This is a genomic window from Arthrobacter sp. H35-D1 (assembly GCF_030063185.1).
Taxonomy (GTDB): Bacteria; Actinomycetota; Actinomycetes; order Actinomycetales; family Micrococcaceae; genus Specibacter.
Genome location: NZ_JASISP010000030.1, coordinates 1 through 26,247, shown reverse-complemented (window position 1 = coordinate 26,247; position 26,247 = coordinate 1). Strand labels below are relative to the sequence as shown.

The following is a 26,247-nucleotide window of genomic DNA, read 5'->3' as shown; positions in this document are numbered from 1 at the left end:
CTTTTTGGTTTCGGACATTGTGGCCAAACTGTGGCCGAAGGCGCAGCCCCTTATTTGGAAATCTTGCCCATGGTGCCCGCGATGGGCCGCAGGAAGACGGGCCGGGCCAGGAAGCACGCCCCCACCATGACCACCACCGAGGCGGCGAAGATGCCAAAACCGAGCCACCCGGCGTCCTGGCGCGCAGCGAACATGTGGTTCAGGTTCGCCAGCGCTCCCGTGCACAGCACCAGCGCCACGTGCATGATGACGAAGCCGGTGAAGAACAGCATGACGGGGAAGTGGATCTTGCGCGCCACTTCCATGGGGTAAGCCTTGTCCAATGCGGCGTTGCCCTTGGGCCAGGCCGGGCTCATCCGCGCTCCGCTGATCGCAGCCAATGGCGCGGCGATGAACACCACGGCAAAGTAGGCGAGCACTTGCAGGGCGTTGTAGTTCACCCAGCCGTTTTCCACCGGCCAGCTCAGCGAGGCATACTGCAGGCCGGCGCTCAGCGCGTTGGGCACAATGTCCCAGCTGGTGGGCACAATGCGCATCCAGGCACCGGTGGCGAACAACAGCACCACAAACACGGCGCCGTTGAGCAGCCACAGCACGTCCATGCTCAGGTGGAACCACAGTTCCAGGCTGATCTTCGCCGGCTTGGCCTTCGTCTTTAGCAGCCCGGTGTTCTTCCGCGTCCAGTACGCCTTCGGCCTGGCGGTGGTGCGCACCTGCCAGCCCGACCGGATGATGAGCACCAGGAAGAAGGCGTTGAGGAAGTGCTGCCAGCCGAGCCACGCCGGAATCCCCACGGGTGCGTTCGCGGGCAGCTCGCTGTGGCCGGGGTACTGGAGCAGGAAGTCCTGAATGGGCTCCAGCTCACGGGCCCAGCGGGCCAGCAGCACGACGGCGGCCAGCGCCACCACTGCGGCGGCGGCCCACAGGGCCGGTCCAACCCAGCGCTTGCGCCCACCCTGGGATTGTTCTTTGGGCTTGGTCAGCAGTGACACCGGCCAACCTCCCTAGACGCCCGCGGGAACGCCGCTGCGTGCTGCAATGGCCTCCCGCAGCTGGGGCAGGACCGTGAACAGGTCCCCGACGATGCCAAAGTCGGCGACGTCGAAGATCGGGGCGTCGGCGTCTTCGTTGATGGCCACGATCCGCTTGGCCGTCTGCATGCCGGCCCGGTGCTGGATGGCGCCGGAGATGCCCACGGCAAGGTACAGCTCGGGCGAAACGCTGATACCTGTTTGGCCGACCTGGCAGCCCTGCGGGACGTACCCGGCGTCGACTGCTGCACGGGATGCCCCCAATCCGGCCCCCAGCATGTCCGCCAGTTCCTCAACCAGCACGAAGTTTTCCTTCGAGCCCAGGCCACGGCCTCCCGAAACCACAATGCGAGCCGACCGTAGCTCCGGGCGACCCGAGCCCGTCGAGGCAACCTCTGCGGCCGTGATGGCTGCGGCTGCCTGGGTGGAAACTTCCAGCTGGCGCACCTCCACCATGGGTGAGGCAACGGCCGGGGCAGGCTCGGAGCCGCTGGAGGAGACGGTGACCAGCGCGATGCCTGCGCCAACACCGGATTCCGTCGTGTAGCTACCGCCGAAGATCGAATGGCTCGCCACGACCCGGTCACCGTCCATGGCGATGTCAACGGCGTCGACCATCACGGCGTGGCCGGTACGGACTGCGAGGCGGCCAATGACTTCGCGCGCCGTCGGGCTCGTGGAGGCCAACACGGCAGCGGGCGCATGGCTGGTGATGGCGTCGGCCAGTGCGGCCACCGATGCGGCTGCGACAAGATTTGACGACGCCGGGCACTCACCGACCACGATCGCCGCCGCCCCCAGCCCGCCCAGTTCGGCGACGAGTTCAGCAGAGGCTCCCGGGGGTGCGGCCAGTACGGCGACGGGCTCGCCGAGGCGTGCTGCCAGGCTGAGCAGGTGGGCCGTGGTGGAGCGCAGCGATCCGTCCGCTGCAAGTTCGATGTTGACAAGAATGTTGCTCATGATGGGCAGCCCTTTCAGATCAGGTTTTCGGCGCTGAGGAAGTCAGCGAGCTGGGTGGCGGCGGTTCCGTCGTCGACGACCTTCAGGCCGGCTGCCCGGGCGGGGCGCAGGCTTGCGGACAGGACCACGTTGCCGTTTGCGTGACTGGAGGCCGAATGGCCAACCTCCGCGGCGTTGACAACGGCCATGGGCTTGCGCTTGGCGGTCATGATGCCCTTGAACTTGGGGAATCGTGCCTCGGCTGAACTCTCGGTGATGGACACGACCGCCGGGAGGCGTCCGGCCAGCGTCTGGATGCTTTCGGCGTCCCGGCGCTGCCCGGACACGCTGCCCTGGTCGATGGCAACAGTGTCCATCGAGCCCAGGTATGGGTGCTGCAGGAGTTCGGCAACCATGGCCGGCACAACGCCGCCGCGGCCGTCGGTGGACTCGTTGCCGGCAACGACGAGGTCAAAGCCGCCGCCCTGCACCGCACCGGCGAGGGCCTTGGCGGTGGTGAGGGCATCGGAGCCTGCAAAGGCGTCGTCGATGACGTGGATGGCCGAGTCGGCCCCCATGGAGAGCGCCTTGCGCAGCGCTTCCGTGGCCGTGCCGGGGCCCATCGTGACGGCCACGATCTCCACCGACTTGTCGGCATCCTTTTCGCGCAACGCAATTTCCAGTGCACGCTCGGTGATCTCGTCGGCAACCCGGTCGCTGGCGGACCGGTCGACGGCGCCGGAGGCGGCGAGCAACCTGTCCTCGCCGGTGTCTGGGACCTGCTTGATCAGTACTGCAATCTTCATGGCTTTTCTTCCCGTCCGGACGGCCCTAGGCCGTGGCTGCTTCTAGTACTTCGGTGGTGCCGCCCGCTTCGGCGGTGCGGTGCGTGTAGGTGCCCCGGTCCAGGACGACGGTGTCCGCGACCCGGACTTGAAACACTGCGCCGGTTTCGGTCTTCCAGATGCTGATGGCCAGTTCGTCGCCGGGCACTACGGGTGCAGCGAAGCGGACGCTGAGCGAGCCGAATGTCCCCGGCTCCGATCCGCAGACTTGCTCCAGGAGTACCCGTCCGGCAAAGCCCATGGTGCACAGGCCGTGGAGGATCGGCTTGTCGAAGCCGACCATCTTGGCAAGCTGCGGGTCCGAATGGAGCGGGTTCGTGTCGCCGTTAAGACGGTAGAGGAGGGCCTGGTCAAGGGTGGTTTTCTCCACGACCGTCACATCGGCCGGGCGGTCCGGAACCTCCCAGCTTTCGGACGGACCCTTTGGCCCGTCGAAGCCACCCTCGCCGCGAATGATCATGGTGGTCACGCTCGTGGCCACGGGTTCGCGGGTCTGTGCGTCCAGCAGTTCCGTGCTCAGCTCGATGACCGCGTTCTTTCCCTTGTCATACACGGCGCTCATGCCGCTGACAGGGATCACGGTTCCGCTGGCTGCCAAGGCCTGGTGCAGTGTGATCTGCTGGCCGCCATGCAGGATCTGCGAGAGTTTGAAGTCGCCCAGCTCATCCATGGGCCCCGACGACGAGCCGAGCACCACCGCGAACGTGGGCAGGACCTTTTGCTCGATGCCGCGCGAGTTCTCAGTGGTGAAGGCCAGGTTACGTGTCTGGTCCCCGGCACCGGCGCCCACGCTCAGCGCATACAGGAGTGCATCTTTTGACGTCCAGGAGAAGGGTTCCCCCTCATTCGTCTTCCCAATGTTGTGCATGTGGATCGCCACTGCCCTGCTCCTTTCACGGGGATGTCCCCCAACGATTCAGACGGCCACCCGGGGGGTGGCTTGGATCACTACGTATTAAATACTATAACGAGATTCTAGTTCTTGTCCATGGTTGGGCCGCGCGAGTTTCGTCCATCCCTGCATTGGGCCGAACCCGCTGGATGACACGAGGCGCCCAGCCGGCCCCCGAGCGGGGAGGCCGGCAGGGCGCCTCGTGGTCCGCTGCGCTGCGTTCCGAGCAGCACAGGCGCGGTGATTCAGGCAGCGGCGGTTCAGTCGGGACGCTTCAGTTGGCAGCGGTTCAGTCGGCGGCCAGCACGGGAACCTGGGCCGGCGTTCCGCGCCGGATGGCACGTTCCTGCGTTGTTTCCGGGACCCACTGCACGGGGTGGCGCTTCAGGAGCAGGGCAACGGCAACGGCCAGCACAGCGAACACGAGCACGAAGACAAAGCTTGCGCTGATGCCGCCCTGGGCCACCACGGTGGTCTCCGGGTTCTGGTAACTGGCAAGGATGATGGCTCCGATGGCCGTGGCCGCGGACTGGCCGATGTTGCGGACCATCGTGTTGGTTCCGGCTGTTTCCGAGGTGTGGGTTTCCGGGATGGCTTCAATGAGCACATTGGGCAGGGCGCCGAACGTCAACGAGATGCCAATGCCGTTCAGCGCCATGGCCAGGCAGAATGTCAGCACGTTGCCGTAGGTGAGAAGGATGACGGGTATGACGACTGCCATGAGGGTGAGTCCGCCAATGAAGACCGAGCGTGCGCCGAAGCGGAACGCCAGCTTGCCGCCCAATGGCGAGAAAAGGTAGCCGACAACGGCCGTCAGTGCGCTGAAAATACCGGCCGCCGCCGGGGTGAAGCCCAAGCCAAAGCCCATCACCGTGGGGTACTGCAGAACCATTTGGGTGGGGACGGACATGCCTCCGATGGGGCCGAGGGCAGCGAGCATGGTGGCCGTCATCACGAGGGCGATCTGGCGGTTCTTGAACATCCTCAGGTTCACAATGGGAGACTCGATGCGCAGTTCCCACCAACCCCATACGGCCGCGACGACGATTCCCACGGCCATCAGGCCAAGGAACTCGACCGAGCCAAAGCCGGTCTTCGAGACGTTGGAAAGTGCCAGCAGGATGGCGCTGACGGCGATCGGCAGCAGGACGGCGCCGAGGTAGTCGGGTTTGTCCTTGCTGGGGATCAGTGTGTCGCGGGGAATGACAGCCATGATGGCCGCTGCGGAAATCACGGCAAGCACTGCGGAGAAGATGAAGATCAGGTGCCAGGTGAAGAGCTGGATCATGATGCCGGCAATGAGTGCGCCTCCTGCGCCTGCGATCAGGGCCGAGGCTCCGATCATGGAGACGCCCACGGGGACGCGTTCCTTGGCCATGTGTTCGCGTGCCAGCCCAAAGGCCAGCCCCATCAAGGCACCGGCCGTGCCCTGGATCGCACGGCCCAGGATGATCATGCCCAGGCTGCCGCCGATCAGGGAGATCACTGAGCCGGCGCAGGCGATCATCAAGACGATAACCATGACCTTCCGACGGCCGTACATGTCGCCGAAACGCCCGCCCATGACACCGGCGGAAGCGGAAACCAGCAGGTAGGCCGTGACGACCCAGGCCACCGTGCTGGCATCAACGTGGAATTCCTTGATCAGCGTGGGCAGCGTTACGTACATCATGGACAGTTCGAAGGCCGAGACAACCTCGGCCAGGATGAGAACTGTCACCACGGCGGCGAATCCGGGCCGTTTGAGGTTTTGCAGGGGTCCGGTTTTCCGGAGGTTAGCGAAGGACATCTTCGTCCAGCCTTTCTTGGGTGTGCTGAAAAGAAAGTGGTTGTGCCCTCACGGAATCGGCGGGCAATGTAACGAACATTCTTTGGTACGGCGGACGAACACGATGGTGTTGTGCCGACCGTTCCTCGCCTGCACTGCCGCATAAGGCAGCGCAGGCGATTTTGACACGCTTCCCCACGGCACACCGTTGCGCGGTGCGCCGTGGGTCAAAAAGGGAGAAGCAGTTTGGACCGGTCGCCTAGTTGGCGCCGTAGGCGACGGACTTGGTCCAGAAGAACTCCTCGAGTCCTTCCAAGCCGCCTTCGTTGCCGTTGCCGGAGTGGCCAATGCCGCCGAAGGGGCGCTCGGCCACCGCGTTGGGTGCGCCGTTGACCACCACTTCACCGGTTTCCAGCGCTTCGACGACGCGCATGGCGCGTTTGGCGTCCGACGTCCACAGATAGCCTGAGAGGCCGTAGTCGGTGCTGTTGGCCAAGGTCACGGCATCTGCTTCGTCGCTAAAGCGCAGGACGGCCAGGACAGGGCCGAAGACTTCCTGCCGGGCCAGTTCACTCTGCCGGTCCACGTCCGCCACCACTGTCGGCGGGTAGTAGTAGCCGTCGGCCAGTTCCCCGCCCAGGCGGGTGCCGCCCGTCAGGACGCGGGCGCCGTCGTTCCGGGCCTGGGCCACCATGGCCTCGATGCGGTCGATGGCGGCCTGGTTGATGACAGGTCCGCAGACGGTGTCCAGCTCCAGCGGGCTGCCCACCTTGAGCGAGCCGGCAATGGCAGCCACCCTGGCCGCGAACTCTTCGTAAATGGAATCCTGCACCAGCAGCCGCGTGGGCAGTGCGCAGCCTTGGCCGGTCATGACGCCAAACGCCATGAAGGCCGCGTGCAGGGCGGCCGCCTCGAGGTCCGCGTCGGCAAACACCAGGTTTGCTGATTTTCCGCCCAGCTCCAGCAGGACGGGTTTGAACGTCTGGGAGCACTCGGCCGTGATCTTGCGTGCCGTGTCGGGGCCTCCCGTGAACGAAACTTTTTTGACGAGCGGGTGGGCCACGAGGGAGGAGCCGGCTTCGGCGCCGCCGGTGACAACGTTGAACACGCCGTCGGGAATGCCGGCCTTGCGGATGAGGTCGGCAAAGAGCATGGCGCTGAACGGGGTCAATTCGCTAGGCTTCACCACCACGGTGTTGCCGGCCGCCAACGCGGCCGGCACCTTCATGGCCAGCGACATGAGCGGCGCGTTCCACGTGATAATAATGCCGATGACGCCGTAGGGCTGGCGCAGCGTGTGCCCAAAGGAACCACCGGCACCGGCCACCGACGTGACACGGCCCAGCGGCAACTTGTCGGCCCAGCCTCCGTAGTAGCGGATCCACTCGGCCGCGGCGGCCACCATCAGCTGTGCGGTCCCTGCCGGGGTGCCGTTGTCTGCAGTGGCCAGGGCCGCGAACTCTGCGGTGTGGTCTTCAACGAGGTCGGCCAGCTTCAGCAGGGCCCGCCCTCGCTGGACGGCAGGCGTCGCCTTCCACACTGAAAATGCCGCATGGGCGTTTTGGACGGCGTCGTCAACATCGGCGGCGCTGGCCAACGGCACAGCGGCGTCCGGGACTCCCGTGGCCGGGTTGATGTGTTGGTGGCTTCCGGAACCCGTGGCGCGTGCGGTGGAACCAATGCGCAGGGTCACTTCCGGCAGCACGAATTCGGGCTGCTTCTCTTCGGTCACGGCAACCATCTCAGGCCTCCGCTTCGTAGCGGAGCATGGTGACGCCCGCTTCGGGGTAGTCGCAGAAAACAGGCTTGACGCGCATGCCGATCTTCACGTCCTCGAAGGGAACGTTGACAAGCTCTGTGGAGAACTTGGGACCCTCGTCCCACTGCACAACGGCCAGGACCATGGGGCCCGCCGCGGCAAAGTGCGGCGACACCGGCCGTGTGGTGATGGTGTATGTGTACAGCGTTCCGGCGCCGGAGATCTCCCGCCATTGAAGGTCGTCGGCCAGCGTGCGCGGTGCCAGCGGGCGGGGGTAGAAGATGTATTCGCCCAGCGACGGGGAGTACTGGATGCGGACCTTGTGCTCAGCCAGTGCGTCCCAAAAGGGCTGGGTCAGCGGAGTTGGGACCGGAAGCGGCTGGGTGAAGACCGGCGGTGTGTAAGTGGTGCTCATGGTGTGTTCCTATTCCCCTTCGAAAATCAGTGCTGTTTGCTCGCTCATGATGCCGCCGTTGCCCGTGACAAAGGCGCGGTTGCAGTCCGCAACCTGCGCCTCGCCGGCACGCCCCATGATCTGGCGGGCGCCGTCGATCACGTGATGCATGCCGCCGGCAATGCCCGCCTGCCCAAAGGACAGCTGGCCGCCGGCCGTGTTCATGGGGAAGTCGCCGCGGAACGTGAGGTCGTGCTCGTTCACGAACTGCATGCCCTTCCCCTTTTCGGTAAAGCCGGCATCCTCCAGGCTCATGAGCACGGTGATGGAGTAGCAGTCGTAGATGGAGACCATGTCCACGTCGTCACGGCTGATCCCGGCCATGGAGAACGCCTGATCCGCCGCATGGACCATGGGCGAGTACATGAGGTCCTTGGCGTAGGTGGGCGTCTTGTAGGGGACGCGCTCGCCAAAGCCCTTGATCCAGACGGGCCGGTTCTTTGACTTGGCCGCCATGTCCTTGTTGCCAATCACGACGGCGGCGCCGCCCTGGCAAGGCATCACAATTTCCAGCATGTGCAGCGGGTCGGCGACCATCGGTGAGTCCAGGACGTCTTGTGCCGTGATGGGCTTGCCGTGGAAAACTGCCCCCGGCGTGGCGCAGGCGTTGGTGCGCTGGTCCACGGCAATCTTCGCCATGGCCAGCTCGTCGTAGCCAAACTCGTAGCCGTAGCGTTTGGCGATCTGGCCGTAGGGACCGTTCTGTCCAAGGTTTGCATACGGAATTTCAAATTCCGCCTGCGGGGAGCCGTATTGGTTGGAGGAGGCGCCAAAGTACATGGAATCCTCCATGACGAACGGGCGGCGCTCGTGGGTGGGCACCTCGTGCGTCCCGGGGAACGTGACCAGGACGGCGTCGCACAAGCCAAGTTCGACGGCGGCCGCGGCGCGCCAGACGGCGGCGGCGGAGCCTGCCCCGCCCAGGTCGACGATCTCGGCAAAGTTGGCATCGATGCCCAGGTATTCGGTGATGGTGGACGGCACAAACATGCTGGCTTCACCGATCAGGGGGGTGACGATGCCGTTCACATCCGTCGCATCCAGCCCGGCGTCATCGAGTGCGGCCTTGGATAGCCTGGCCCACTGTTCCAGGTTGAAGGTTTTTTCGCGGGCAAGTTTGCGCTCCGGCGGCAATTCGTAAAAGCCAAGGATTGCGGCTTCTCCTCGAAGGCCCATGGTGATCTCCTCAAATATTCGTTCGTTTTCATCGTCTGCACCTGTTTTTGGGTGCACGGGATGGTGATCTGTTGGTGGTTGCGTGGACGTGCGGCGGCTGCTGCTACGAGCCTGCGCCGGCCGGGGTGTGCTGCAGGACTGAGATTCTCAAGCCGATCTCGGGATGGTCTCCTCCCGCGGCCAGCACGGCGGGCAGGCGTTCCGGGACGTCCCGAGGCGAGCCGCCCGCGTCTGCCGGGAGGGCCAGGATTCCTTGGATTCCGCTATTTCCGGAGCTGTGGCCCACCTCTGACAGCAGCAAATCGGCGCCCTCGTCCCAGTGGAAGCGGGCAGTTGTGGTGCCCATGCCGGTGGAGTACTCCCGGGCGCCAAGCACGTCGCGCAGGACAGCCCCGGCCTGGGACAAATGTGCAACGTTTCCATAAATAAGCGGAATCCGCAGGGGTGCACTGCCGTTCTGTTCCCACGGGCAGGCGAGGCCGCCGCCGTCGTCCGTGCCGGTGATCTCTTCCACGCTCTGCGGCGCCTGCACCATCTGGGCCAGGAAGCCCAGGCCCGTGTCCCGGGGATGCAGGAACGCCTCCTGCCATTGGGGGTGCTCCAGGTTCACCAGGATCGGCTCGATCCCGGCCCTTTGCGCTCCGGCAATGGCCGCCCGGATGTCATGGACCTTGAACGTGATGTGATGGGGGGCCGCCTGGCCGTCATTCTCGGAAAGGAAGCGTTGGATGAACGAGTGCTCCCCGCTCCCCGGTTCCAGCAGCTCCAGCCTCATGTCATCGGCCACGGCCAGCTGGCAGGGGTTGAAAGCTTCCATGCGGAAGCCGCTGGCCCACCGGGCGCCCAGCTCGCGGTTCAGGGCCTCACCGGCCGGTGCCCATGAAGGGACCGCGATGGCCAGGTGGTCGAGCTCGTGGGCGCTCATGCCGCCACCTCCTGGCAGGGCATGGCCGGTGGGGCGGCTACGCGGTTTCGGCCTCGAACTGCGCCAGCCGCAAGCCGACCATCTGCACGAACCTGTCCGAGATCCGCAGCGCCTCGTCCATGGTCTTGTCTCCGGACAGCAGTCTGGCGACCAGGTCCATCAAGACGCACCAGACCATGGCCGTAATGTCCGAGGCCTCGTCCGGTGGCAGCATGGAAAGGTCCGAGAGAATAGGTTCCTCGAGCACCGTGCCAAGTTGCTGCATGAGCGCCGCGACGTCCGGATCGTTCGTGGAGCGCAGCATCAGAATGGCCTTGTAGAAATTCGGCTGCCGTTCGAACGCAGCCAACGCCATGCGCAGCCGCCGGGAGATGCACTCGATCGTGTTGAGGTTCGCCGCCTGCGCCGGCTCCGCCGCGTTGAACGGCAGGCTCCAGTCGTACACGACATTCGCATACAGGTGTTCCTTCGAGGAGAAGTACCTGTAGAGCGTTCCCAGGGCGACGTTCGATTCCGCTGCGACGTCGCGAATCTGGATCGATTCGTACTCGTGGTTGCGCAGCAGCGATTTCGCCGCATCCAGAATCCGTTGCCGTCGCAGCTTTTGATAGGCGGGAAGCTGGATCCTTTCCCCAGATAGCACTCCGGTCATGGTTCGCCTCCTGCGTATATATCCGGTTGGTTACCAACGCTACCACCGGGCCTTGAAGCAGACGCGTTCAGCGGCTTTCATGACTTGTCCTTCCAACGGATCAGGGCGTCGAGCGCCTCAATCTCGTCGCCGGCTACACGCAGCGGGTTGATTTCCAGCTCTTCGAGCTCGTCGCCGAGACCCACTGCCACCTGTGAAATCCGGAAGATGGTCTCGGCCAGCTTGTCCAGGTCCGTCGCGGCATTTCCGCGAAAACCTGTCAGCAGGTCAATGCCCTTGAGGGATTCGAGCATGCGGCGGATCTCGGCCGGCCCCACGGGCAGCAGGCGCAGTGCGGAGTCCTTGAGGATCTCCACCATGACGCCGCCAAATCCGACGGCGAGCACCAGTCCCCAGTGCGGGTCCCGGACAATTCCCACGAGCAGTTCGTTCCCGGCGGGCCGCATGGGCGAGACGGCCACACCCTGGATGTGCGCCTCTGGGGCGAGATCTGCCACGGAGGCCATAATGAAGTTGTACGCCTCGGTGACGGCCTCGGCGTCGCGCAGCATGAGCCGGACTCCGCCCACCTCCGTCTTGTGCGCAATGTCTTCGGAGGCGATCTTGAGGACCACTGGGTAACCCATGTCACCGGCCGCCGCAACGGCCTCCGCGGCAGACGTGGCGATGGCGGCGGGAACATAGGGAACGCCGTGCTTGCGCAGGAACGCGCCGGCCTCAATTTCACTCCAACTTTCGGCACCGGACGGCTTCTCAATCACGCCTGCCGGTGCAACCACGGGGTCGCTGGCGAGTTCATCCGACCGCTTGCTCCACCAGGCGCTGCGAGCCACGGCAGGGATGCCGCGGTCAAAGGAATCCGAAGCATGCGGCAGGCCGTGTTCGTTGGCGAAAGCACGCCCAAAATCGGTCACCTCGGTGGGCAGGAAGCTCATGCCGATGACGGGCTTCGGCGATGAGGTCAGCTGGCGGTGCAGCTCATCCTGGTTCAGGCGCCCCATGTCTGCCATGGGCTGACTCATGGGCCAGCCGCTGTTGATGACGATGAAGTCAAAGTTGTCGTCGTCAATGAAGCACTGGTTGGCCTTGGTCATGATGGTCGGGTCCACCGAGATGTATCCGGTGGTGTCCATGGGGTTGTTGACGGTGGAGAACGTGGGCAGGCCGGCGTCGTGCAGGGCCCGCACAGTGTTCTCGGCAGGGGCGGGCATGTCCAGTCCCGCCTCCTCGGCCTTCTCGGCGATCAGTGCGCACATGGCGCCGGATCCCGTCACCACGCCCATGCGATTGCCGGAAATCCGGCCGTGGGATTCCATGATCCCGGAAGTCGCCACCAAGTCCTCGATGTTGTCAACCCGCACCACGCCGAACTGCCTGCACGCGGCGTCGATGATCTTGTCATCTCCTACGAGCGAGCCGGTGTGGGCGGCTGCCACGCGGGCGGAGGCCTCCCCGCGCCCGGCCTTGAACACCACGATGGGCTTGCCCGCCAGGCGGGCGCGTTGCGCCACGGACAGGAAGTGCCCCGGGTCGGAGATTTGCTCCAGGTAGGCGGCAATAACGCGGGTGTCCGGGTCGTCAACGAGCATGTCCATGACGTCGATGGCGGTGATCATGGCCTCGTTGCCTACCGTGACGGCCGTAGAGCAGCCCACCCCGCGAGAGGCCATGTGCGGCAGCAGGTAGATGGCCAGGGCTCCGGATTGGCTGGCCACGCCGACACCTCCGGCGATCATGGGCATCTGCGTCATGTGGCTGAACGCGGCTACCTTCGCATGGGAGTTCACGAAGCCCAGGTTGTTCGGGCCCAGGATGAGTTGGCCGGCTTCGCGGGCCAGCTCCACGAGCCGCGCCTGTAGCGCCTGACCCTCCGCTCCGGCCTCGCCGAGGCCGGAGGCCAGCATGACCAGGTTGCGGATGCCTTTGACCCTGGCCTCTTCAAGGATGGTCTCCAACGAGTTGACGCCGGTGAGCACAATGGCCAGATCGGGCACGGCGGGGAGTTCAGCGATCGAGGTGAAAGACGGCTGGCCGTGGCACTCCTCGCCGCGCCGGTTGACCATGTACAGCTCCCCTTCAAAGCCGCCTGCCAGGAGGTTGGAATGGGTGAAGTGGGACCAGCTGGACTTCGAGTTGGCACCGATGATCACAATGCTTCGGGGCTCAACAAGCTCCCTCAGCCTTGCCGTGTCAAGGTTCTTCAATGTGGCGGCCTCGCCTGTCATCGTTGTCATGCGAAAAGTGTTCCTTTCGGTGAAACTTAGATTACTGAAGGATTGTTCCTCGCCGCGCGGTTCCTGCGGCGGGTGCGGTGCCTAGCCCCGGGGCAGGCCAAGGATGCGTTCGGCGATGACATTGAGCTGGATTTCAACCGTGCCGCCGCCAATGAGGACCTGGGGCACACCCAGCAGCCCTGTCACGGCGTCCCCCGGAGCCTGGGTAAACAGGGCTGCCGGTCCGGCCAGTTGCAGAACCACCGTGGCGGCTTCACGGGAGAGCCGGGCGTGGGCAACCTTGGCGAGGGAGGAACCGACTCCGGGCTGGAGACCGTTGACCTGGCGCAGCGTTTCGCGCAGGTTCAGGGCGCCAATGGCGGAGCTCACGGCCACAATGCGGCCCAGCGCCGCGTAAGCCTCGTCAGCGGCGCCCGCACAACCGCCGTCGCTGATGAGCCGGCGCAGGGACTCTTCTGTTCCGGCCGAAACGCCGGAGGAGATCTGGGTGCGCTCGTTCTGCAGCGTGGTGGCCGTGATTCGCCAGCCTTGGCCAGGTTCGCCCAGCAGGAGTGCGTCCGGGACGAACACGGAGTCCAGGAAGACCTCATTGAATTCGGCCTCGCCCGTGGACTGCTTCAGTGGCCGGATGTCCACACCCTTGGCGCGCATGTCAACGAGAAAGTAGCTCAGGCCCTTGTGCTTGGGCACGTCGGCGTCGGTGCGTGCCAGGCAGATGCCCCAGTCCGCCTCGTGGGCCCCGGAGGTCCACACCTTTTGCCCCTTCAGCTCCCAGCCGCCGTCGACCTTCACGGCGCGTGTGGACAGGCCAGCGAGATCGGAGCCCGCGCCGGGCTCGGAGAACAGCTGGCACCAGATGAGCTCGCCGCGCAGGGTGGGAAGGGCAAACTGCTCCTTCACCGTGTCGCTGCCGTAGGCGAGGATGGTGGGCATGGCCCACTCGCCGATGACCGACGAGGGCTGGGTCAATTTCCGCCGAGCATATTCCTGGGCGATGACCACCTGCTCCGCCGGGCTGGCACCGAGGCCGTACGGGGCCGGCCAATGCGGGGCCGCAAGCCCGTTTTCGGCCAGGAATGTGCGTTGCGAGCCGCGTGAATTCCACCGCCCGCCGTCGTGCTCATTCTTCAGGTCGCAGGCTTGGTCAAGGAGCGTACTGATGCGCTGGCGGAAGGCGGGATCTTCATCCGGGAGTTCAATGTCGATGCGGCGGTCCAAATTCAGTGCAACGCGACCCAAGGCTTCCACACGGGCGCTGACGGGCGCCACCTGCGCAGCCAGGGTGATGGCGCGGCGCAGGTACAGGTGGGCGTCGTGCTCCCAGGTGTAGCCAATGCCGCCAAAGATGGTGACGGCCTCCGTCAGCGCGTCCACTGCCGGGACAATGCCCGCTTGAATGGCGGAGCCGGCCGCGAGCGCCTGCTGGTCTGCGTCCTGGTCCATGGCCACCAGCGCCGACCAGGCGGCAGCAGTGGCCAGTTCGGAGGCGATGAGCAAGTTGGCGCACTTGTGCTTGACGGCTTGGAAGGAACCCACGGGCTTGCCGAACTGTTCGCGGATTTTGACGTACTCCGTGGTGGCTTCCACGGCCCAGCGCATGATGCCCGCGGCCTCTGCGGCGAGCAGGCCGGCCTGCAGGGTTTGAACATGCTGCGCGTCGAGGCCCGCCAAAACGTCATTGGCGTTAATCTCCAGGGAGTCCAGGATCAGCGTTCCGGCGTCGCGGGTCAGGTCCGTGCAGCTGCCAGCCGTTTTGGACAGGCCCGCGCTCTCGGCGGCAACAAGGGCAAAGCGGGTTGCCGTCCCGTCATTGAAACCGACAACGAGCCATTCAGCCGAAAGCAGCGACGCCACTTCCACGCGTCCGTTCAGTGTCCATCCTTCACCGGTGGTTGCGGCAGTGATGGCGGAGGTGGGCATGACCAAGGCCCCGGTGGCCCCCTCCGCGAAGATGTCCAGGCCGTGCGTGGATGCCTTGCATTCGGCGGCTCCCGCCACAGCCGCACTGGCCAGAACGGTGGATACATAGGGTCCGGGCACCAATCGGCGCCCAAATTCTTCAACCACGATCGCGGTATCGGCAACGCTGCCGCCCTGCCCTCCGCGTTCCTCGCTAATGTGCAGGGAGTGGAGTCCGTTGTCTACCAGCTCGCCCCAGTGTGCGGGGCGGCCGCCTGCACCGTAAGCGTCGAATAGTTCGCGCGTCTGCAGGATGTCGGCGAACCGATCAGCGAATTCAGAAACGGCGGCAGCCAGATCGGCGTGCTCTTCGGTGAGGGACAGCGGCATCTAATCACTCCAAAATCACGGACGGACCCTCCCGGAGGGGAGGTGGCCCGTCCAGCGGGATATTTGTTAACTGAAACTAGAGTCTAGTTTAAGTTTGTGATTTGGGCAACAGTTTTTTGGAATCGGGTTCTAAAATCTTTTTTGCACTCCGGGGGTGGCCGGCACAGGAAGCTTGCCGAATGCGCGGGCGCCCGCCACCTCAACAGCAAAGGCACTTGTTCGAACATCCTCCCCGGACTTGGCCTGCGCAAGTCACTCTTTGACACTTTTTCTTCCGTTTTCAAACAAGAAGCCGGAATTTGCTTGACCGCAAGCGTCCGTTCATGAATGATTCACAACTATGTGTTTGGCTCAAACACGACCCTGCAGGGATGGTCGGGGGGACCATACTTTTGCTGCTTCTTCAGAGCGCCTCCAACTAGTGTCTGCGGTTCATCATCACTCACGGCACAATGACGTGCCACCCTTTCGAGAGTTGGAGACATGACGAGCAACAACTTCATCAAGGCAGGACTGGGGGCCGTGGTGGCCTTTGGCCTGGCCGTGGCCCCGCTGGCGATCTCGCCGGCTCTGGCCACCGACGACCCGGCACCCGGGGAATCCACCGCCGTTGCCACCGCTTCACCGGCACCCGCGGAAACAACCACCGGTGCCACCGCTTCACCGGAGTCACCGGACTCCACCGGCTCTGCAGCGGCAAGCACGACGGCGGAACCCGCGCCAGGCGACGCTCCCCCGGCTCCCGTCCCCCTAACAGACAAACCGGCCAACGCCTTGTCCGCATCTCCGGCTGTGCCGAACGTGATCATCAACGAGGCCTACGTCAACGGCGGCAGCGCCAACGCGGCCTACAAAAACAAGTTTATTGAACTGCACAACCCCACTGATGCGGACATCAGCCTCACCGGATGGTCGTTGCAGTACCGCTCGGCCGGTGGAACGGCAGCACCAAACGATGTGGCTGTCCTTTACGGCATCATCAAGGCCAACGACTATTTTTTGATCAATGGCGGCTCCAACGGTGCCAACGGTCGGGACCTTCCTGCGACCGACTACACCAAAACCACTATCAACCCCTCCGGGTCCGCCGGAACGCTGTTCCTCTCCAACCAGGCCGCGGAACTGCCGGCGGATCTTGCCACCGGCTCACTGGTGGGCACTGACGGTATTGTCGATGTGCTCGGCTATGGCTCTTCCAACACCTTCGAGACGGCTCCCGCCCCGAAGCCCAGCGTCACGAACTCCCTGAACCGCACCGACTTCGCGGACACGGATGACAACGCGGCTGACTTCTCCAAGCAAGATCCGAGCCCCACGGGAACACAGGGCGGCGCCGAACCCCTCCCGGATCCGGAAGACTCCGGCAACAAGAGCATCGCCGAGATCCAGGGCACAGGCGCCACCAGCCCGTTGGTGGGCACCGCTGTCACCACCAAGGGCGTCGTGACCGCGGCCTACCCCACGGGTGGCTTCAACGGCTACTTCATCCAGACGCCAGGCACCGGCGGAGACCTTGATCCCGCGACCCACAAGGCCTCCGACGGCGTGTTCGTGTACTCCCCAGCCACTATGGACGCCGTGAAAATCGGCGACTACGTCCAAGTGAGCGGCCTCGTCAAGGAATTTGGCAACGCCGATGATGCCACCACGACCACGGAGATCGAGGTCCCCGCCGGCGGCATGACTCTGCTGACCGACGTTGTTGAGGCGGTCAAGGCCGCAGCCATTGCCGTTCCGGCAACCGATGCAGGACGCGAAACCCTCGAAGGCATGCTGGTGGAACCGCAGGGCGAGTTCACCATCACCGACAACTACACCCTGAACAACTACGGCGAGGTGGGCCTCGCCACGGGCACCACCGCGTTGGTCCAGCCCACGGCCGTGGCACCCTTTGGTTCTGCGGAATACGAGGCGACGGTTGCCGAGAACGCTGCCCGCGCCATCAGGCTCGACGACGGCGCCAGCACCAACTTCCTCAGGGCCCCGGGATCCGCAACCCCACTTCCGTGGCTGAGCCAAGGCACACCAATGCGCGTTGGCTCAAGTGCCGACTTTATTGCACCCGTCATTTTTGACAACCGCAACAACGCCTACAAGTTCCAGCCGTTGGAGGCCCTTACCCCGGACAATGCCGGCGAAGTGCAGCCCATCGCCTTCGGCAACACCCGCCAAGACACCCCGGATGCTGTTGGCGGGAACGTGAAAGTTGCCTCGTTCAATGTGGAGAACTATTTCCCCACCACGGGCGATCAAAACACCAGCTGCAAGTTCTACACCGACCGGGACGGGAACAACATCTCCGTCCGCTCCGGCTGCCTGCAGCGCGGTGCCGCCGATGCGGCGAACCTCAAACGCCAGCAAGACAAGTTGGTGGCTGGCATCACCGCCTCCGGCGCCGATGTGCTCTCACTGGAGGAACTTGAAAACTCCGCCAAGTTCGGCCAAGACCGCGACGCAGCCATCTCCACTTTGGTGGACGCACTCAACGTGTCCGAGCCGGACACGTGGGCCTTTGTCCCCTCCCCGTCCGTGCGGCCCGCACTGGACGACGAAGACGTCATCCGCACCGGCTTCATCTACAAGAAAAAAGTTGCCGCACCCGTCGGCGAGTCGGTGATCCTGGACGATGCAGCCTTCACCGGCGTTGCCCGGCAGCCGCTGGCACAGTCCTTCAAGCTGGCCGGTGCCGCTGATTCCACCAAGGTGCTGCTGATCGTCAACCACTTCAAGTCCAAGGGTTCGGCGCTTCCAGGCGACGACGACGAGGGCCAAGGCAACTCCAACAAGGCACGCACCGCCCAAGCCACGGCCTTGGTGGCGTTCTCCACGGAACTGCAGCAGTCCCAGGGCACCAACAAGGTGCTGTTGATGGGTGATTTCAATGCCTACCAATTTGAAGATCCCATCAATGTCATGACCAGTGCAGGGTATGTGGACCAAGGCAGCAAAACCGGCAAGCATTCCTACAGCTACGGCGGCATGGTCGGTTCCCTCGACCACATACTTGCCTCCCCTGCTGCCAATTCCCTCGTATCCGGCGCCGATATTTGGAACATCAACTCCACCGAGTCCGTCGCCATGGGCTACAGCCGCTACAACACCAATATCACCAACTTCTACGCCCCGAATCAGTTCTCCGCCTCCGACCACGACCCCGTGGTGGTGGGGCTGAACATGTCCACGCAGCCGGTGGGCACCAAGGAACTCAACCTCCTGAACATCAATGACTTCCACGGCCGCATCGACAAAAACACGGTGAAGTTCGCCGGTACGGTGGAGCAGCTGCGCGCAGCTTCGGGCGATGCCAAAACGGCATTCCTGTCCGCCGGCGACAACATTGGTGCCAGCTTGTTCGCTTCCGCCTCACAGCAGGACCAGCCCACCATCGATGTGCTGAACGCGCTGGGGCTGCAGGCCTCCGCCGTCGGAAATCATGAGTTCGACAAGGGCTATGCGGATCTGGACGGACGCGTTGCCGAAGCCGCCAATTGGCCCTATCTGGGGGCCAACGTGTACGCCAAGGGAACCACCGACCCTGTGCTGGACGAGTACACGATCATCACAGTCAACGGTGTGAAGGTGGCCGTCATCGGGGCCGTCACGCAGGAAACACCCACGCTGGTGACACCAGCTGGAATCTCCATGCTGGACTTCGGCGACCCGGTTGAAGCAGTGAACCGCGTGGCCAAGGAGATCGCCGACGACCAACTCGCCGACGTCATTGTGGCCGAATTCCATGAGGGCGCAGGCATGGGAACACCCGACGGCGCAACCTTTGAAGAGGAAGTCGCCGGCGGTGGCGCGTTCGCCGAAATCGTTGAAAAGACCAGCCCATTGGTCAACGCCATCTTCACCGGCCACACGCACAAACAGTACGCGTGGGATGCACCCATCCCCGGCGTTACAGCTGATGCAGCTCTGAAAACCCGTCCCATCCTCCAAACCGGGAGCTACGGGGAGAACATTGGCCAGGTTCAGCTGTTCGTCGATGCAGACACCAATGCGGTGACCGCGTACACGCAGCAGATCGTTCCCCGCACCACGGAGGACGATGCAGCTCTCGCGGACGAGTTCCCGCGCGTGGCCGAGGTCCAGCGCATTGTTGACAAGGCTCTGGCCGACGCCAAGGTGGCAGGAAGCGTTCCTGTCGGCGAGATCACCGCCGACATCACCACGGCGCAGACCTTCGATCCCGTCACAGGCGAATACTCCCGTGACGACCGCGCCAACGAATCCGCACTGGGCAACTTGGTGGGCAACGCCCTCCTGGACGCACTCAAGGAGGAGCAAACCGGCGGAGCCGAGATCGGCGTCGTCAATCCAGGCGGCCTCCGCGCAGATCTGCTGTACAAGAACGAAGGCTTCCCGGACGGCCAGGTCACCTACGCGAATGCCAACGCCGTGCTCCCGTTCGTGAACAACCTGTACACCACCTCTCTCACCGGAGCTCAGGTGAAGACCATGCTGGAGCAGCAGTGGCAGACCAACGCGGACGGCACCATTCCCAGCCGCCCGTTCCTGAACCTTGGCCTGTCCGACAATATGGACTACACCTACGATTCCACCCGCGAGCTGGGCGACCACATCACATCCGTTGTCATCAATGGTGCGCCGCTGGATCTTGAGCGGTCCTACCGTGTGGGCACGTTCGGCTTCCTGATCACGGGCGGGGATAACTTCCGCGTGTTTACCGACGGGTCCAACACCAAGGATTCCGGTCTCATTGACCGCGACGCTTGGATTGCGTACCTCAGCGACAAGTCGATCACCGCACCCATCGCACCGGACTTCTCACGCCGCGGCGTGGACGTCGTCGACGCTCCGGCGAGCGTCACCGAGGGCCAGGAAGTCACGGTGGGCTTGCAGAAGCTCGACCTGACGTCGCTCGGAGCGCCCGACTCCACGGAAGTCACTCTCCGATATGAGCCTTCCGGCAGCGGCGGTGGGACTGGTTTCGCGGTTCTGGCCGCAGCGGTCCTGCCGGCCGAGCTTGGCACGTTCCCGGTCACCGATGGTGCGGCAACGTTGAACTTCACGGTTCCCGAGGAGCTCAACGGCGGACGCTTCACCATCACCACCGACGGCGGCACCTACGCCCGGCTTCCGATCACCATCCCGGTGACGGCCGGTACAGGAACACCGACGCCGACACCCACGGAAAGCGCGACGCCGACCACGACACCCACACCCACAGAAAGCCCGACATCAACCGCGACGCCTACACCCACGGCAAGCGCGACACCCACGACGACGGAAAGCCCGACACCGACCAAGTCGCCCTCAGCGACTAGTGGCTCGGGCAACGGTGCGGGTAACGGCGCTGGGAACGATTCAGGTAATGGATCCGGCACCGGCGCAGGCACCGGCGCAGGCAACGGATCCGGCACCGGCGCTGGCAACGGATCCGGCACCGGCGCTGGAAACGGTTCAGGCAACGGATCAGGCGACCTCGCGTCAACGGGAGCCACCGCGCTTCCGCTGGGGATCGGCGCCCTGGTCCTGTTGGGGGCCGGCGCTGCAGTTGCCATGGCAGCCCGCCGCAAGGCAGCCCGCCACTAAAACTGGCAACACCCTGGACGCATCGATCCGGGGCAGCAGTGAAATGGCCGTCCGTTGTGAAACCCGCAGCGGATGGCCATTTTGTGTCTGCTGCACTGCGGGAGGGTTCCGGGAAAAGGCACTAAAGCTGCAGGAGCGTCCCAGAAAAGGACGCCAAAGCTGCAGGAGGGTCGGGGGGAGGGGCGGTCAGGCGAGAATGGCTGCTGCGATCACGTCGGCGTCGCGCACCGTGCGGTATCCGCTGCGGTACTTCGCCGAAGCCTCCGCTGCGATGGCCGTCCCCCACTGCACCGAGGAGAGCTGAAGGCCCAGGACGTACAGTCCGGCCACCGGCACACCCGCACCATCCAAGGGACGGTAGGGAGGCAACGAAACGTCCAAGCCGCTTGTCACCACGGGTTGGCCGTCCGAGGCCAGCATGACGCGGGGGCGCGCCAACCCGTCCGCGAACAAGTTTTGCAGCAGCAGCGACTCGCTGGCCTGCACATCGTTGGCCGGGGCCAGCGCCTCCACCACGCACCGCGCAGTCCACGGCTCGTCGGCCACCCACGGAGAACTGACGGTAAACATGCCCTGCTCAATCCGAAAACGCGGATCCGGTCCGGCAAAATGCACTACGCCTGCCCGCACCAGGGCAGCCAATTGCTCCACGCGCAGCGCCGGCGGACCGCTGGCCAGCCCTTCGACGAAGCCTTCAAACCAGCCGCGCAACTCCCCCAGCCACGAGTCTTGGGTGATGCCCTGGTCGGCCACCAGCGACTTGATGATGGCACGCCCGGCATTGAGGGCGCAGATGGCCATTTTGACGGGGTCGTCCTCCCCGCGCGCGGACCCTGCGGCATCTTCAGCCAAATACGCCAGCACCGCCGCGTCCAACTCTGCACGCGTGGCGAAGCGGTGCTTCTCGCCGGGGCGCGGCAGGTGTCTGGACAGCGGCCGGGCCAGGCCCTGCAGCTCCAGCAGGTGTTCGGCCGGCACATGCGTCGCCAGCAGTTCCTTCAGCCGCTGCTCCCACTCCGCCCCGCCGCCGTCGTCGAGCCCGGAATGCAGCAGGGCATCCAGCTCCGGCAGGAATTCCGCCGCAACCGCTTCGGGCCGGGTCCGGACCAGCGTTGTGTAATACGCCCACAAAGTGTCGCGGTGCAGCAGCGGCCAGATGTCGTGGCGAAAACCGGCGGTGGCGCCCATGGCCCGGATCGCCGCCGCGGCGTCCTCGCCCAGAAAGCGCAGCACCACGCTGTGCGGATAATGGTTGGCGAGTTCTGCCTTGGCCCGGTACGGGGTGCCGCGGCGCGAGGCCCCCACAATGACCGGCTCCCGTCCCGAGGGTACATAGCGCAACGCCTCGCCGGCGGGGTGGCCCGTCGGCTCGAAAGCACCGCCGCGGCCCTCCGTCAGCTGGCCCAGGACATCGAAAAAGTTCAGCCCCATGCCGCGCACCAGCACAGTTTCACCGGCAGGAATCCGCTCCCAGTCCACGTCGTTGGGGACCGCGGGCGGCAGGTACGTGAGCCCGTTGGCGCGCGCCTGCATGCGGAGCTCGCGCTGTGCCGGGCTCAGCTTGGACTCCACATGCCCCAGCGCCAGCACCACCTGGTCGGCGTGGAGCTTCTCGCCTTCCAAAAGTTCGACGACGAAGCCGCCCTTTTCGTGCTCCCTCGCCACCCGCTTGGCCTCGGCAGCGTGGATGGTGAGGGTGACGCCGTCGGGCATGGAGCGTTTCAACTGCTCAAAGCACCAGCTCAGGTAGCGCCCGTAGAGGGGCCGGCTGGGGAAGTTTCCGGCCTGCAAGAAGGCAAGTTCGCTGCGGTCGTCGGCGCTGAGCTGCTCCCATGGCGTTGTTTGCTGGGCGGCGCGCCATTCATTGAAACTGCAGCCGGCCAACGGCGCGGCGGCCACCCCCTGGTCCGGGACAAGCGTGGGGTAAAAGCTCTGCGTGTTCATCAGGTACAGCCGCGACTGTCCGGTGCGCCATACGTGGCCCGGACCCGGAGGAAAGGGATCAACCAGGTGGATGTGCAGTAGTTGGGCCGTTGGATCCAGTGTGTGCTGCGCCAGCAGTCGTTCCATGACGGAGGTCCCGCGGGGCCCCGCCCCCACTATGACCACTGTTTGCATGCCCTTGGTTTCCACCTCTTGAGCTTAACTGATGGCACCCTGCACGACGCCGTTTTCGGCGGACGCCGGGATGTGTCCGAGATGGCCAGCGCGCCTAGGATGGTGCCATGACTGATGCGCTCCCGCCCACATCCCCTTTCGTTTCCGGCGAAGCTGCCGGAGCTGCCGCTGCTGGCGAAGCAACTGCCGGCGAAGCTGCAGCTGTTGAACCCGCCGATGAGTTCCTCTGGCTGGAGGACATCCACGGCGAGGCGGCCATGGCTTGGGTCCGCGAGCGCAATGGCCGCACGGACGCGGCCCTGCTCAATCCTGCCTACGAAGCCCTTGAGGCCTCCGTGTTGGAGGTGCTGGATTCCAAGGATCGCATCGCCATGGTGTCCAAGCGCGGGCAGTGGTATTACAACTTTTGGCGCGACGAGGCCAACCCGCGCGGGCTGTGGCGGCGCACCACGTGGGAAAGCTACCTCGGCAACGCCCCCGAATGGCAGGTTCTGCTTGACGTCGACGCCCTGTGCACGGCAGAGGACACCCAATGGATTTGGGCGGGGGCGTCCCTGCTGCGCCCGGCCCCGGGCGAGGAGTACCGCCACGCGATGCTGGCCCTCTCCCCCGACGGCGGCGACGCGGTGGCCTACCGCGAGTTCGACCTTGCCACGCTTGCTTTCGTGCCCGGCGGTTTTGAGCTGCCGGCGGCGAAAACCCGCCTGAGCTGGCTGGATTCCGACACGCTCTACGTGGGCACCGACACGGGTGCGGGCTCCATGACGGTCTCCTCCTACCCGGCCGCCGCCCGGGTGCTCCACCGCGGGGAGTCGCTGGCGCAGATGGCTGCGAAGGAGCCCTTGTTTTCCGTGCCGCTTAACCATCTCAGTGGTGGTGTTTCACACAGCAGCACGCCCGGCTTTGAACGCGATGTGGCCTACGATGTGCTGGATTTCTACAACAGCCGCAGCTACCTGCGCGTGGGCGAAAACTGGGTCCACATCGATGTTCCGGATGACATGAATGTCTCCCTGCACCGCGAATGGCTCCTGCTGCGGCCCCGCACGCCGTGGCACGTCAATGACACCGTGCACGCCGCCGGGACGCTGCTGGCGATTGGCCTTGACGCGTTCATGGCCGGCAGCCGGGATCTGCTGATCATCTTTGCCCCCACCCCGGCGCAGTCCTTGCAGTCCTGGAGCTGGACGCGGGACTTCCTGCTGCTGAACCTGCTCTCCGACGTCTCCGCCAAAATCCTGGTGCTGGACCCTGCCGCTGGGTGGGCGGCCGAGGAACTGGACGCCTGCCCGCCATTGCATTCAGTGGACGCCTACGCTGTGGACGAGGACGATCTCGACGCCGGCAACGACTACTGGCTTGTCGCTTCCGGATACCTCACCCCCTCCACCGTGTACCGTGGCACCCTGGCGTCCGAGCGCTCCACAGACCCCAGTGGCACCCCCGGCGCAGCGGCCGCGCTGGTGCGGAAGGCGCCGTCGTTCTTCAGCACGGAAAACTACAGCGTGGAGCAGCACTTTGCCACCTCCGCGGACGGCACCCGCATCCCGTACTTCCAAGTGGGGCCCAAGGGCCTGTTGCTCGACGGCGGCAACCCCACCCTGCTCAGCGGCTACGGCGGCTTCGAGGTTTCGCGCACGCCGGCATACAGCGGGGCCGTGGGGCGCAGCTGGCTGGAGCGCGGCGGCGTGTATGTGGTGGCGAACATCCGCGGCGGCGGCGAATACGGGCCCGGCTGGCACACCGCAGCCTTGCGGGAAAACCGGCACCGGGCGTACGAGGATTTTGCCGCCGTGGCCCGCGACCTTGCCGCTCGCGGCGTCGCTGCCCCGGCACGCCTGGGCTGCTCCGGCGGCAGCAATGGCGGGCTGCTGGTGGGCAACATGCTCACAACCTACCCGGAATTGTTTGGCGCCATCTCCTGCGGGGTGCCGCTGCTTGACATGCGACGGTACACGAAGCTCTCGGCGGGGGCGTCGTGGATTGCCGAGTACGGCGACCCCGATGTGCCCGAGCAGTGGGAGTTCATCAAGACGTTCTCCCCATACCACCTGCTGCGCACCGGCGTCGACTATCCTGCCACCTTCATTTGGACGGCGACCTCCGATGACAGGGTGGGGCCCGTACAGGCGCGAAAGATGGCAGCCCGCATGGAGGCGATGGGGATTCCGGTGTGGTTCCATGAGGCCCTGGAGGGCGGGCATGCCGGCGCCGGGAACAACGAACAGGCCGCGCGGCTGCACACGGCCTCGCACGAGTTCCTGTGGCGCGCGCTCAGCGGCGAGCTGTAAAAACAGCCACCCCGGCCCTCGTTTTGCTTTGAGGGGCTTCTACTGGGTAAAGTTTGGGATGCTGGTTAGGGGCTTCTACCCTTTCCAGTGCTGGAGACGTGCCAGAGCGGCCGAATGGGCTTCACTGCTAATGAAGTGTGGGGCACAACTCCACCGGGGGTTCAAATCCCCCCGTCTCCGCCAAAAGAATGCGTCCTCAACCACGGTTGGGGGCGCATTTTTTGTTGTCCCGACACCCGCCCCTCAGGCTGTACTTGTCAGACTGACTAGTTAGACATACTGTCTAGTTATGAGTTCAACGCAACTGGAGTCGTGGCCCAGCGACTGGAACCGGGCATCGCTGGGATTGTGCGCCTTACAGGCCCTCTCGGCTGGCCCCACGTATGGCTACGCCATCATCACGGCACTGGAACAGGCGGGCCTGGGCACCTTCAAGGGCGGAACCCTGTACCCACTGCTGACCCGCTTTGAAACAGCCGGCTGGGTTGAGGTGGAATGGCGTCCCGGCGAAAGTGGACCGGGGCGGAAGTTCTTTTCCCTAACCTCCCACGGCCGTGCCGAGCTGGCCTGCCAACGCAGCCAATGGCTCACCTTCACCACAAGCACGACGGCGTTTCTCACCGCAGCCAACCATCGAGGAGTCTCACCATGACAAAGACAGCAACGGACCTTCACAAAAAATGGTTTGACGAGCTGACACTGGAGTTGCGCCTGCACCGCGTCACGGGAGCAGCCATCGGCGATGCCTTGGCCAGTGTGGCGGAGTTCATTGAGGACTCCGGGCAGGAACCGGAGGACGCTTTCGGCACTCCACGGGACTACGCGGCGCGGCTGGCGGCCGAGGCACCTTTGGCCCCACGGGACGGCGTGCGGCGGCAGATGATCTTGTCCACCCTTGGCTTGGTGGTTTTTTTGATCTTCTCCGCGGCCATCTCTCCTTGGAGCAACAGCGAGCCGCTGCTGCTTGGGGGCACGCAACTGGCCTGTTTCGCACTGCTTGCCGTTCTGGTCCTAGCCCTGCCCTTGTACCTGAACCTCCTGCTCCGCCACATGTGGGCCCTTGTTGCCCTTCCCCTGGTTGGCGGCGCCGCCGGAGTCCTCGCTGCACTGCTGCAGCCCCGGGAGGAAAGCAGTGCCTTGCTCGCGCTTTCGCCCCTTCCGGTGCTGCTGGCCACGGCGGCACTAATGCCAATGCCGTTCGGTTAGGTTCTGAGGGGTGTTGTCAAGATCTTGGTGGTGAGTGTGGCGGGGTAGGTGCGGCGGTCGGGGCTTCGTTCTTTGGCACGGTATTTGGAGATGGCGCGTTTGATGATCC

General features: G+C 64.7%; 17 protein-coding genes and 1 tRNA gene. 5 read left to right on the top strand and 13 right to left on the bottom strand.

Going from position 1 to position 26,247, the window contains the following annotated elements:
- Positions 1 to 50 precede the first annotated feature (50 nt).
- From QMG25_RS18810 to QMG25_RS18755, 12 genes are all read right to left on the bottom strand, one after another.
- Positions 51 to 992: a cytochrome b/b6 domain-containing protein gene (locus tag QMG25_RS18810; protein WP_502866452.1), complete on the bottom strand. Its 942-nt coding sequence runs from the start codon at positions 990 to 992 to the stop codon at positions 51 to 53.
- 12 nt (positions 993 to 1,004) lie between these two features.
- Positions 1,005 to 1,991 (bottom strand): electron transfer flavoprotein subunit alpha/FixB family protein, encoded by a 987-nt coding sequence (locus QMG25_RS18805; protein ID WP_283462616.1) that lies wholly within the window; start codon positions 1,989 to 1,991, stop codon positions 1,005 to 1,007.
- 14 nt (positions 1,992 to 2,005) lie between these two features.
- On the bottom strand, positions 2,006 to 2,776 hold the full coding sequence (locus tag QMG25_RS18800) for an electron transfer flavoprotein subunit beta/FixA family protein (protein WP_283462615.1): 771 nt from the start codon (positions 2,774 to 2,776) through the stop codon (positions 2,006 to 2,008).
- 25 nt (positions 2,777 to 2,801) lie between these two features.
- Positions 2,802 to 3,695: a MaoC/PaaZ C-terminal domain-containing protein gene (locus QMG25_RS18795; RefSeq protein WP_283462614.1), complete on the bottom strand. Its 894-nt coding sequence runs from the start codon at positions 3,693 to 3,695 to the stop codon at positions 2,802 to 2,804.
- Between the two features lie 301 nt (positions 3,696 to 3,996).
- Positions 3,997 to 5,496 carry an MFS transporter gene (locus QMG25_RS18790; RefSeq protein ID WP_283462612.1) on the bottom strand — a complete coding sequence of 500 codons (1,500 nt, stop codon included), beginning with the start codon at positions 5,494 to 5,496 and terminating at the stop codon, positions 3,997 to 3,999.
- Positions 5,497 to 5,734: 238 nt separating this feature from the next.
- Positions 5,735 to 7,207 (bottom strand): aldehyde dehydrogenase family protein, encoded by a 1,473-nt coding sequence (locus QMG25_RS18785; protein WP_283462611.1) that lies wholly within the window; start codon positions 7,205 to 7,207, stop codon positions 5,735 to 5,737.
- Positions 7,208 to 7,217: 10 nt separating this feature from the next.
- Positions 7,218 to 7,649, bottom strand: coding sequence for a Zn-ribbon domain-containing OB-fold protein (locus QMG25_RS18780; protein WP_283462610.1), 432 nt, complete (start codon positions 7,647 to 7,649; stop codon positions 7,218 to 7,220).
- Positions 7,650 to 7,658: 9 nt separating this feature from the next.
- Positions 7,659 to 8,864: a thiolase family protein gene (locus QMG25_RS18775; RefSeq protein WP_283462609.1), complete on the bottom strand. Its 1,206-nt coding sequence runs from the start codon at positions 8,862 to 8,864 to the stop codon at positions 7,659 to 7,661.
- A gap of 103 nt (positions 8,865 to 8,967) precedes the next feature.
- Positions 8,968 to 9,789, bottom strand: a complete 822-nt coding sequence (locus QMG25_RS18770; protein WP_283462608.1) for a VOC family protein — start codon at positions 9,787 to 9,789, stop codon at positions 8,968 to 8,970.
- 37 nt (positions 9,790 to 9,826) lie between these two features.
- On the bottom strand, positions 9,827 to 10,441 hold the full coding sequence (locus tag QMG25_RS18765) for a TetR/AcrR family transcriptional regulator (protein WP_283462607.1): 615 nt from the start codon (positions 10,439 to 10,441) through the stop codon (positions 9,827 to 9,829).
- A 77-nt stretch (positions 10,442 to 10,518) separates the two neighbouring features.
- Positions 10,519 to 12,675, bottom strand: coding sequence for an acetate--CoA ligase family protein (locus QMG25_RS18760; RefSeq protein WP_283462606.1), 2,157 nt, complete (start codon positions 12,673 to 12,675; stop codon positions 10,519 to 10,521).
- A gap of 81 nt (positions 12,676 to 12,756) precedes the next feature.
- Complete coding sequence (locus QMG25_RS18755) at positions 12,757 to 14,964, bottom strand: acyl-CoA dehydrogenase family protein (protein WP_283462605.1); 2,208 nt, start codon at positions 14,962 to 14,964, stop codon at positions 12,757 to 12,759.
- A 483-nt stretch (positions 14,965 to 15,447) separates the two neighbouring features.
- Between QMG25_RS18755 and QMG25_RS18750 the strand changes: the two genes are divergently transcribed.
- Positions 15,448 to 20,523 (top strand): ExeM/NucH family extracellular endonuclease, encoded by a 5,076-nt coding sequence (locus tag QMG25_RS18750; protein WP_283462604.1) that lies wholly within the window; start codon positions 15,448 to 15,450, stop codon positions 20,521 to 20,523.
- 186 nt (positions 20,524 to 20,709) lie between these two features.
- Here QMG25_RS18750 and QMG25_RS18745 read toward each other — a convergent pair whose 3' ends face one another.
- On the bottom strand, positions 20,710 to 22,656 hold the full coding sequence (locus QMG25_RS18745) for an FAD/NAD(P)-binding protein (RefSeq protein WP_502866451.1): 1,947 nt from the start codon (positions 22,654 to 22,656) through the stop codon (positions 20,710 to 20,712).
- A 92-nt stretch (positions 22,657 to 22,748) separates the two neighbouring features.
- On the opposite strand from QMG25_RS18745, the gene QMG25_RS18740 reads away from it, so the two are divergent.
- The 4 genes from QMG25_RS18740 to QMG25_RS18725 all read left to right on the top strand — a co-directional run bounded on the left by QMG25_RS18740 (position 22,749) and on the right by QMG25_RS18725 (position 26,138).
- Positions 22,749 to 24,932 carry a prolyl oligopeptidase family serine peptidase gene (locus QMG25_RS18740; protein WP_283462603.1) on the top strand — a complete coding sequence of 728 codons (2,184 nt, stop codon included), beginning with the start codon at positions 22,749 to 22,751 and terminating at the stop codon, positions 24,930 to 24,932.
- Positions 24,933 to 25,024: 92 nt separating this feature from the next.
- Positions 25,025 to 25,115 (top strand) — tRNA-Ser (locus QMG25_RS18735).
- Positions 25,116 to 25,221: 106 nt separating this feature from the next.
- Positions 25,222 to 25,584: a PadR family transcriptional regulator gene (locus QMG25_RS18730; RefSeq protein WP_283462602.1), complete on the top strand. Its 363-nt coding sequence runs from the start codon at positions 25,222 to 25,224 to the stop codon at positions 25,582 to 25,584.
- The gene (locus QMG25_RS18725) at positions 25,581 to 26,138 is read left to right on the top strand and encodes a hypothetical protein (protein WP_283462599.1); all 558 of its coding nucleotides are present in this window, start codon (positions 25,581 to 25,583) and stop codon (positions 26,136 to 26,138) included. The genes QMG25_RS18730 and QMG25_RS18725 overlap by 4 nt, the downstream gene beginning before the upstream one ends.
- Positions 26,139 to 26,247 lie beyond the last annotated feature (109 nt).

Bases quoted from the DNA above. Each gene is read 5' to 3' on its own strand.
- QMG25_RS18805 (WP_283462616.1), bottom strand. From the start codon at position 1,991: ATGAGCAACATTCTTGTCAACATCGAACTTGCAGCGGACGGATCGCTG.
- QMG25_RS18800 (WP_283462615.1), bottom strand. From the start codon at position 2,776: ATGAAGATTGCAGTACTGATCAAGCAGGTCCCAGACACCGGCGAGGAC.
- QMG25_RS18790 (WP_283462612.1), bottom strand. From the start codon at position 5,496: ATGTCCTTCGCTAACCTCCGGAAAACCGGACCCCTGCAAAACCTCAAA.
- QMG25_RS18780 (WP_283462610.1), bottom strand. From the start codon at position 7,649: ATGAGCACCACTTACACACCGCCGGTCTTCACCCAGCCGCTTCCGGTC.
- QMG25_RS18775 (WP_283462609.1), bottom strand. From the start codon at position 8,864: ATGGGCCTTCGAGGAGAAGCCGCAATCCTTGGCTTTTACGAATTGCCG.
- QMG25_RS18770 (WP_283462608.1), bottom strand. From the start codon at position 9,789: ATGAGCGCCCACGAGCTCGACCACCTGGCCATCGCGGTCCCTTCATGG.
- QMG25_RS18765 (WP_283462607.1), bottom strand. From the start codon at position 10,441: ATGACCGGAGTGCTATCTGGGGAAAGGATCCAGCTTCCCGCCTATCAA.
- QMG25_RS18760 (WP_283462606.1), bottom strand. From the start codon at position 12,675: ATGACAACGATGACAGGCGAGGCCGCCACATTGAAGAACCTTGACACG.
- QMG25_RS18755 (WP_283462605.1), bottom strand. From the start codon at position 14,964: ATGCCGCTGTCCCTCACCGAAGAGCACGCCGATCTGGCTGCCGCCGTT.
- QMG25_RS18750 (WP_283462604.1), top strand. From the start codon at position 15,448: ATGACGAGCAACAACTTCATCAAGGCAGGACTGGGGGCCGTGGTGGCC.
- QMG25_RS18740 (WP_283462603.1), top strand. From the start codon at position 22,749: ATGACTGATGCGCTCCCGCCCACATCCCCTTTCGTTTCCGGCGAAGCT.
- QMG25_RS18730 (WP_283462602.1), top strand. From the start codon at position 25,222: ATGAGTTCAACGCAACTGGAGTCGTGGCCCAGCGACTGGAACCGGGCA.
- QMG25_RS18725 (WP_283462599.1), top strand. From the start codon at position 25,581: ATGACAAAGACAGCAACGGACCTTCACAAAAAATGGTTTGACGAGCTG.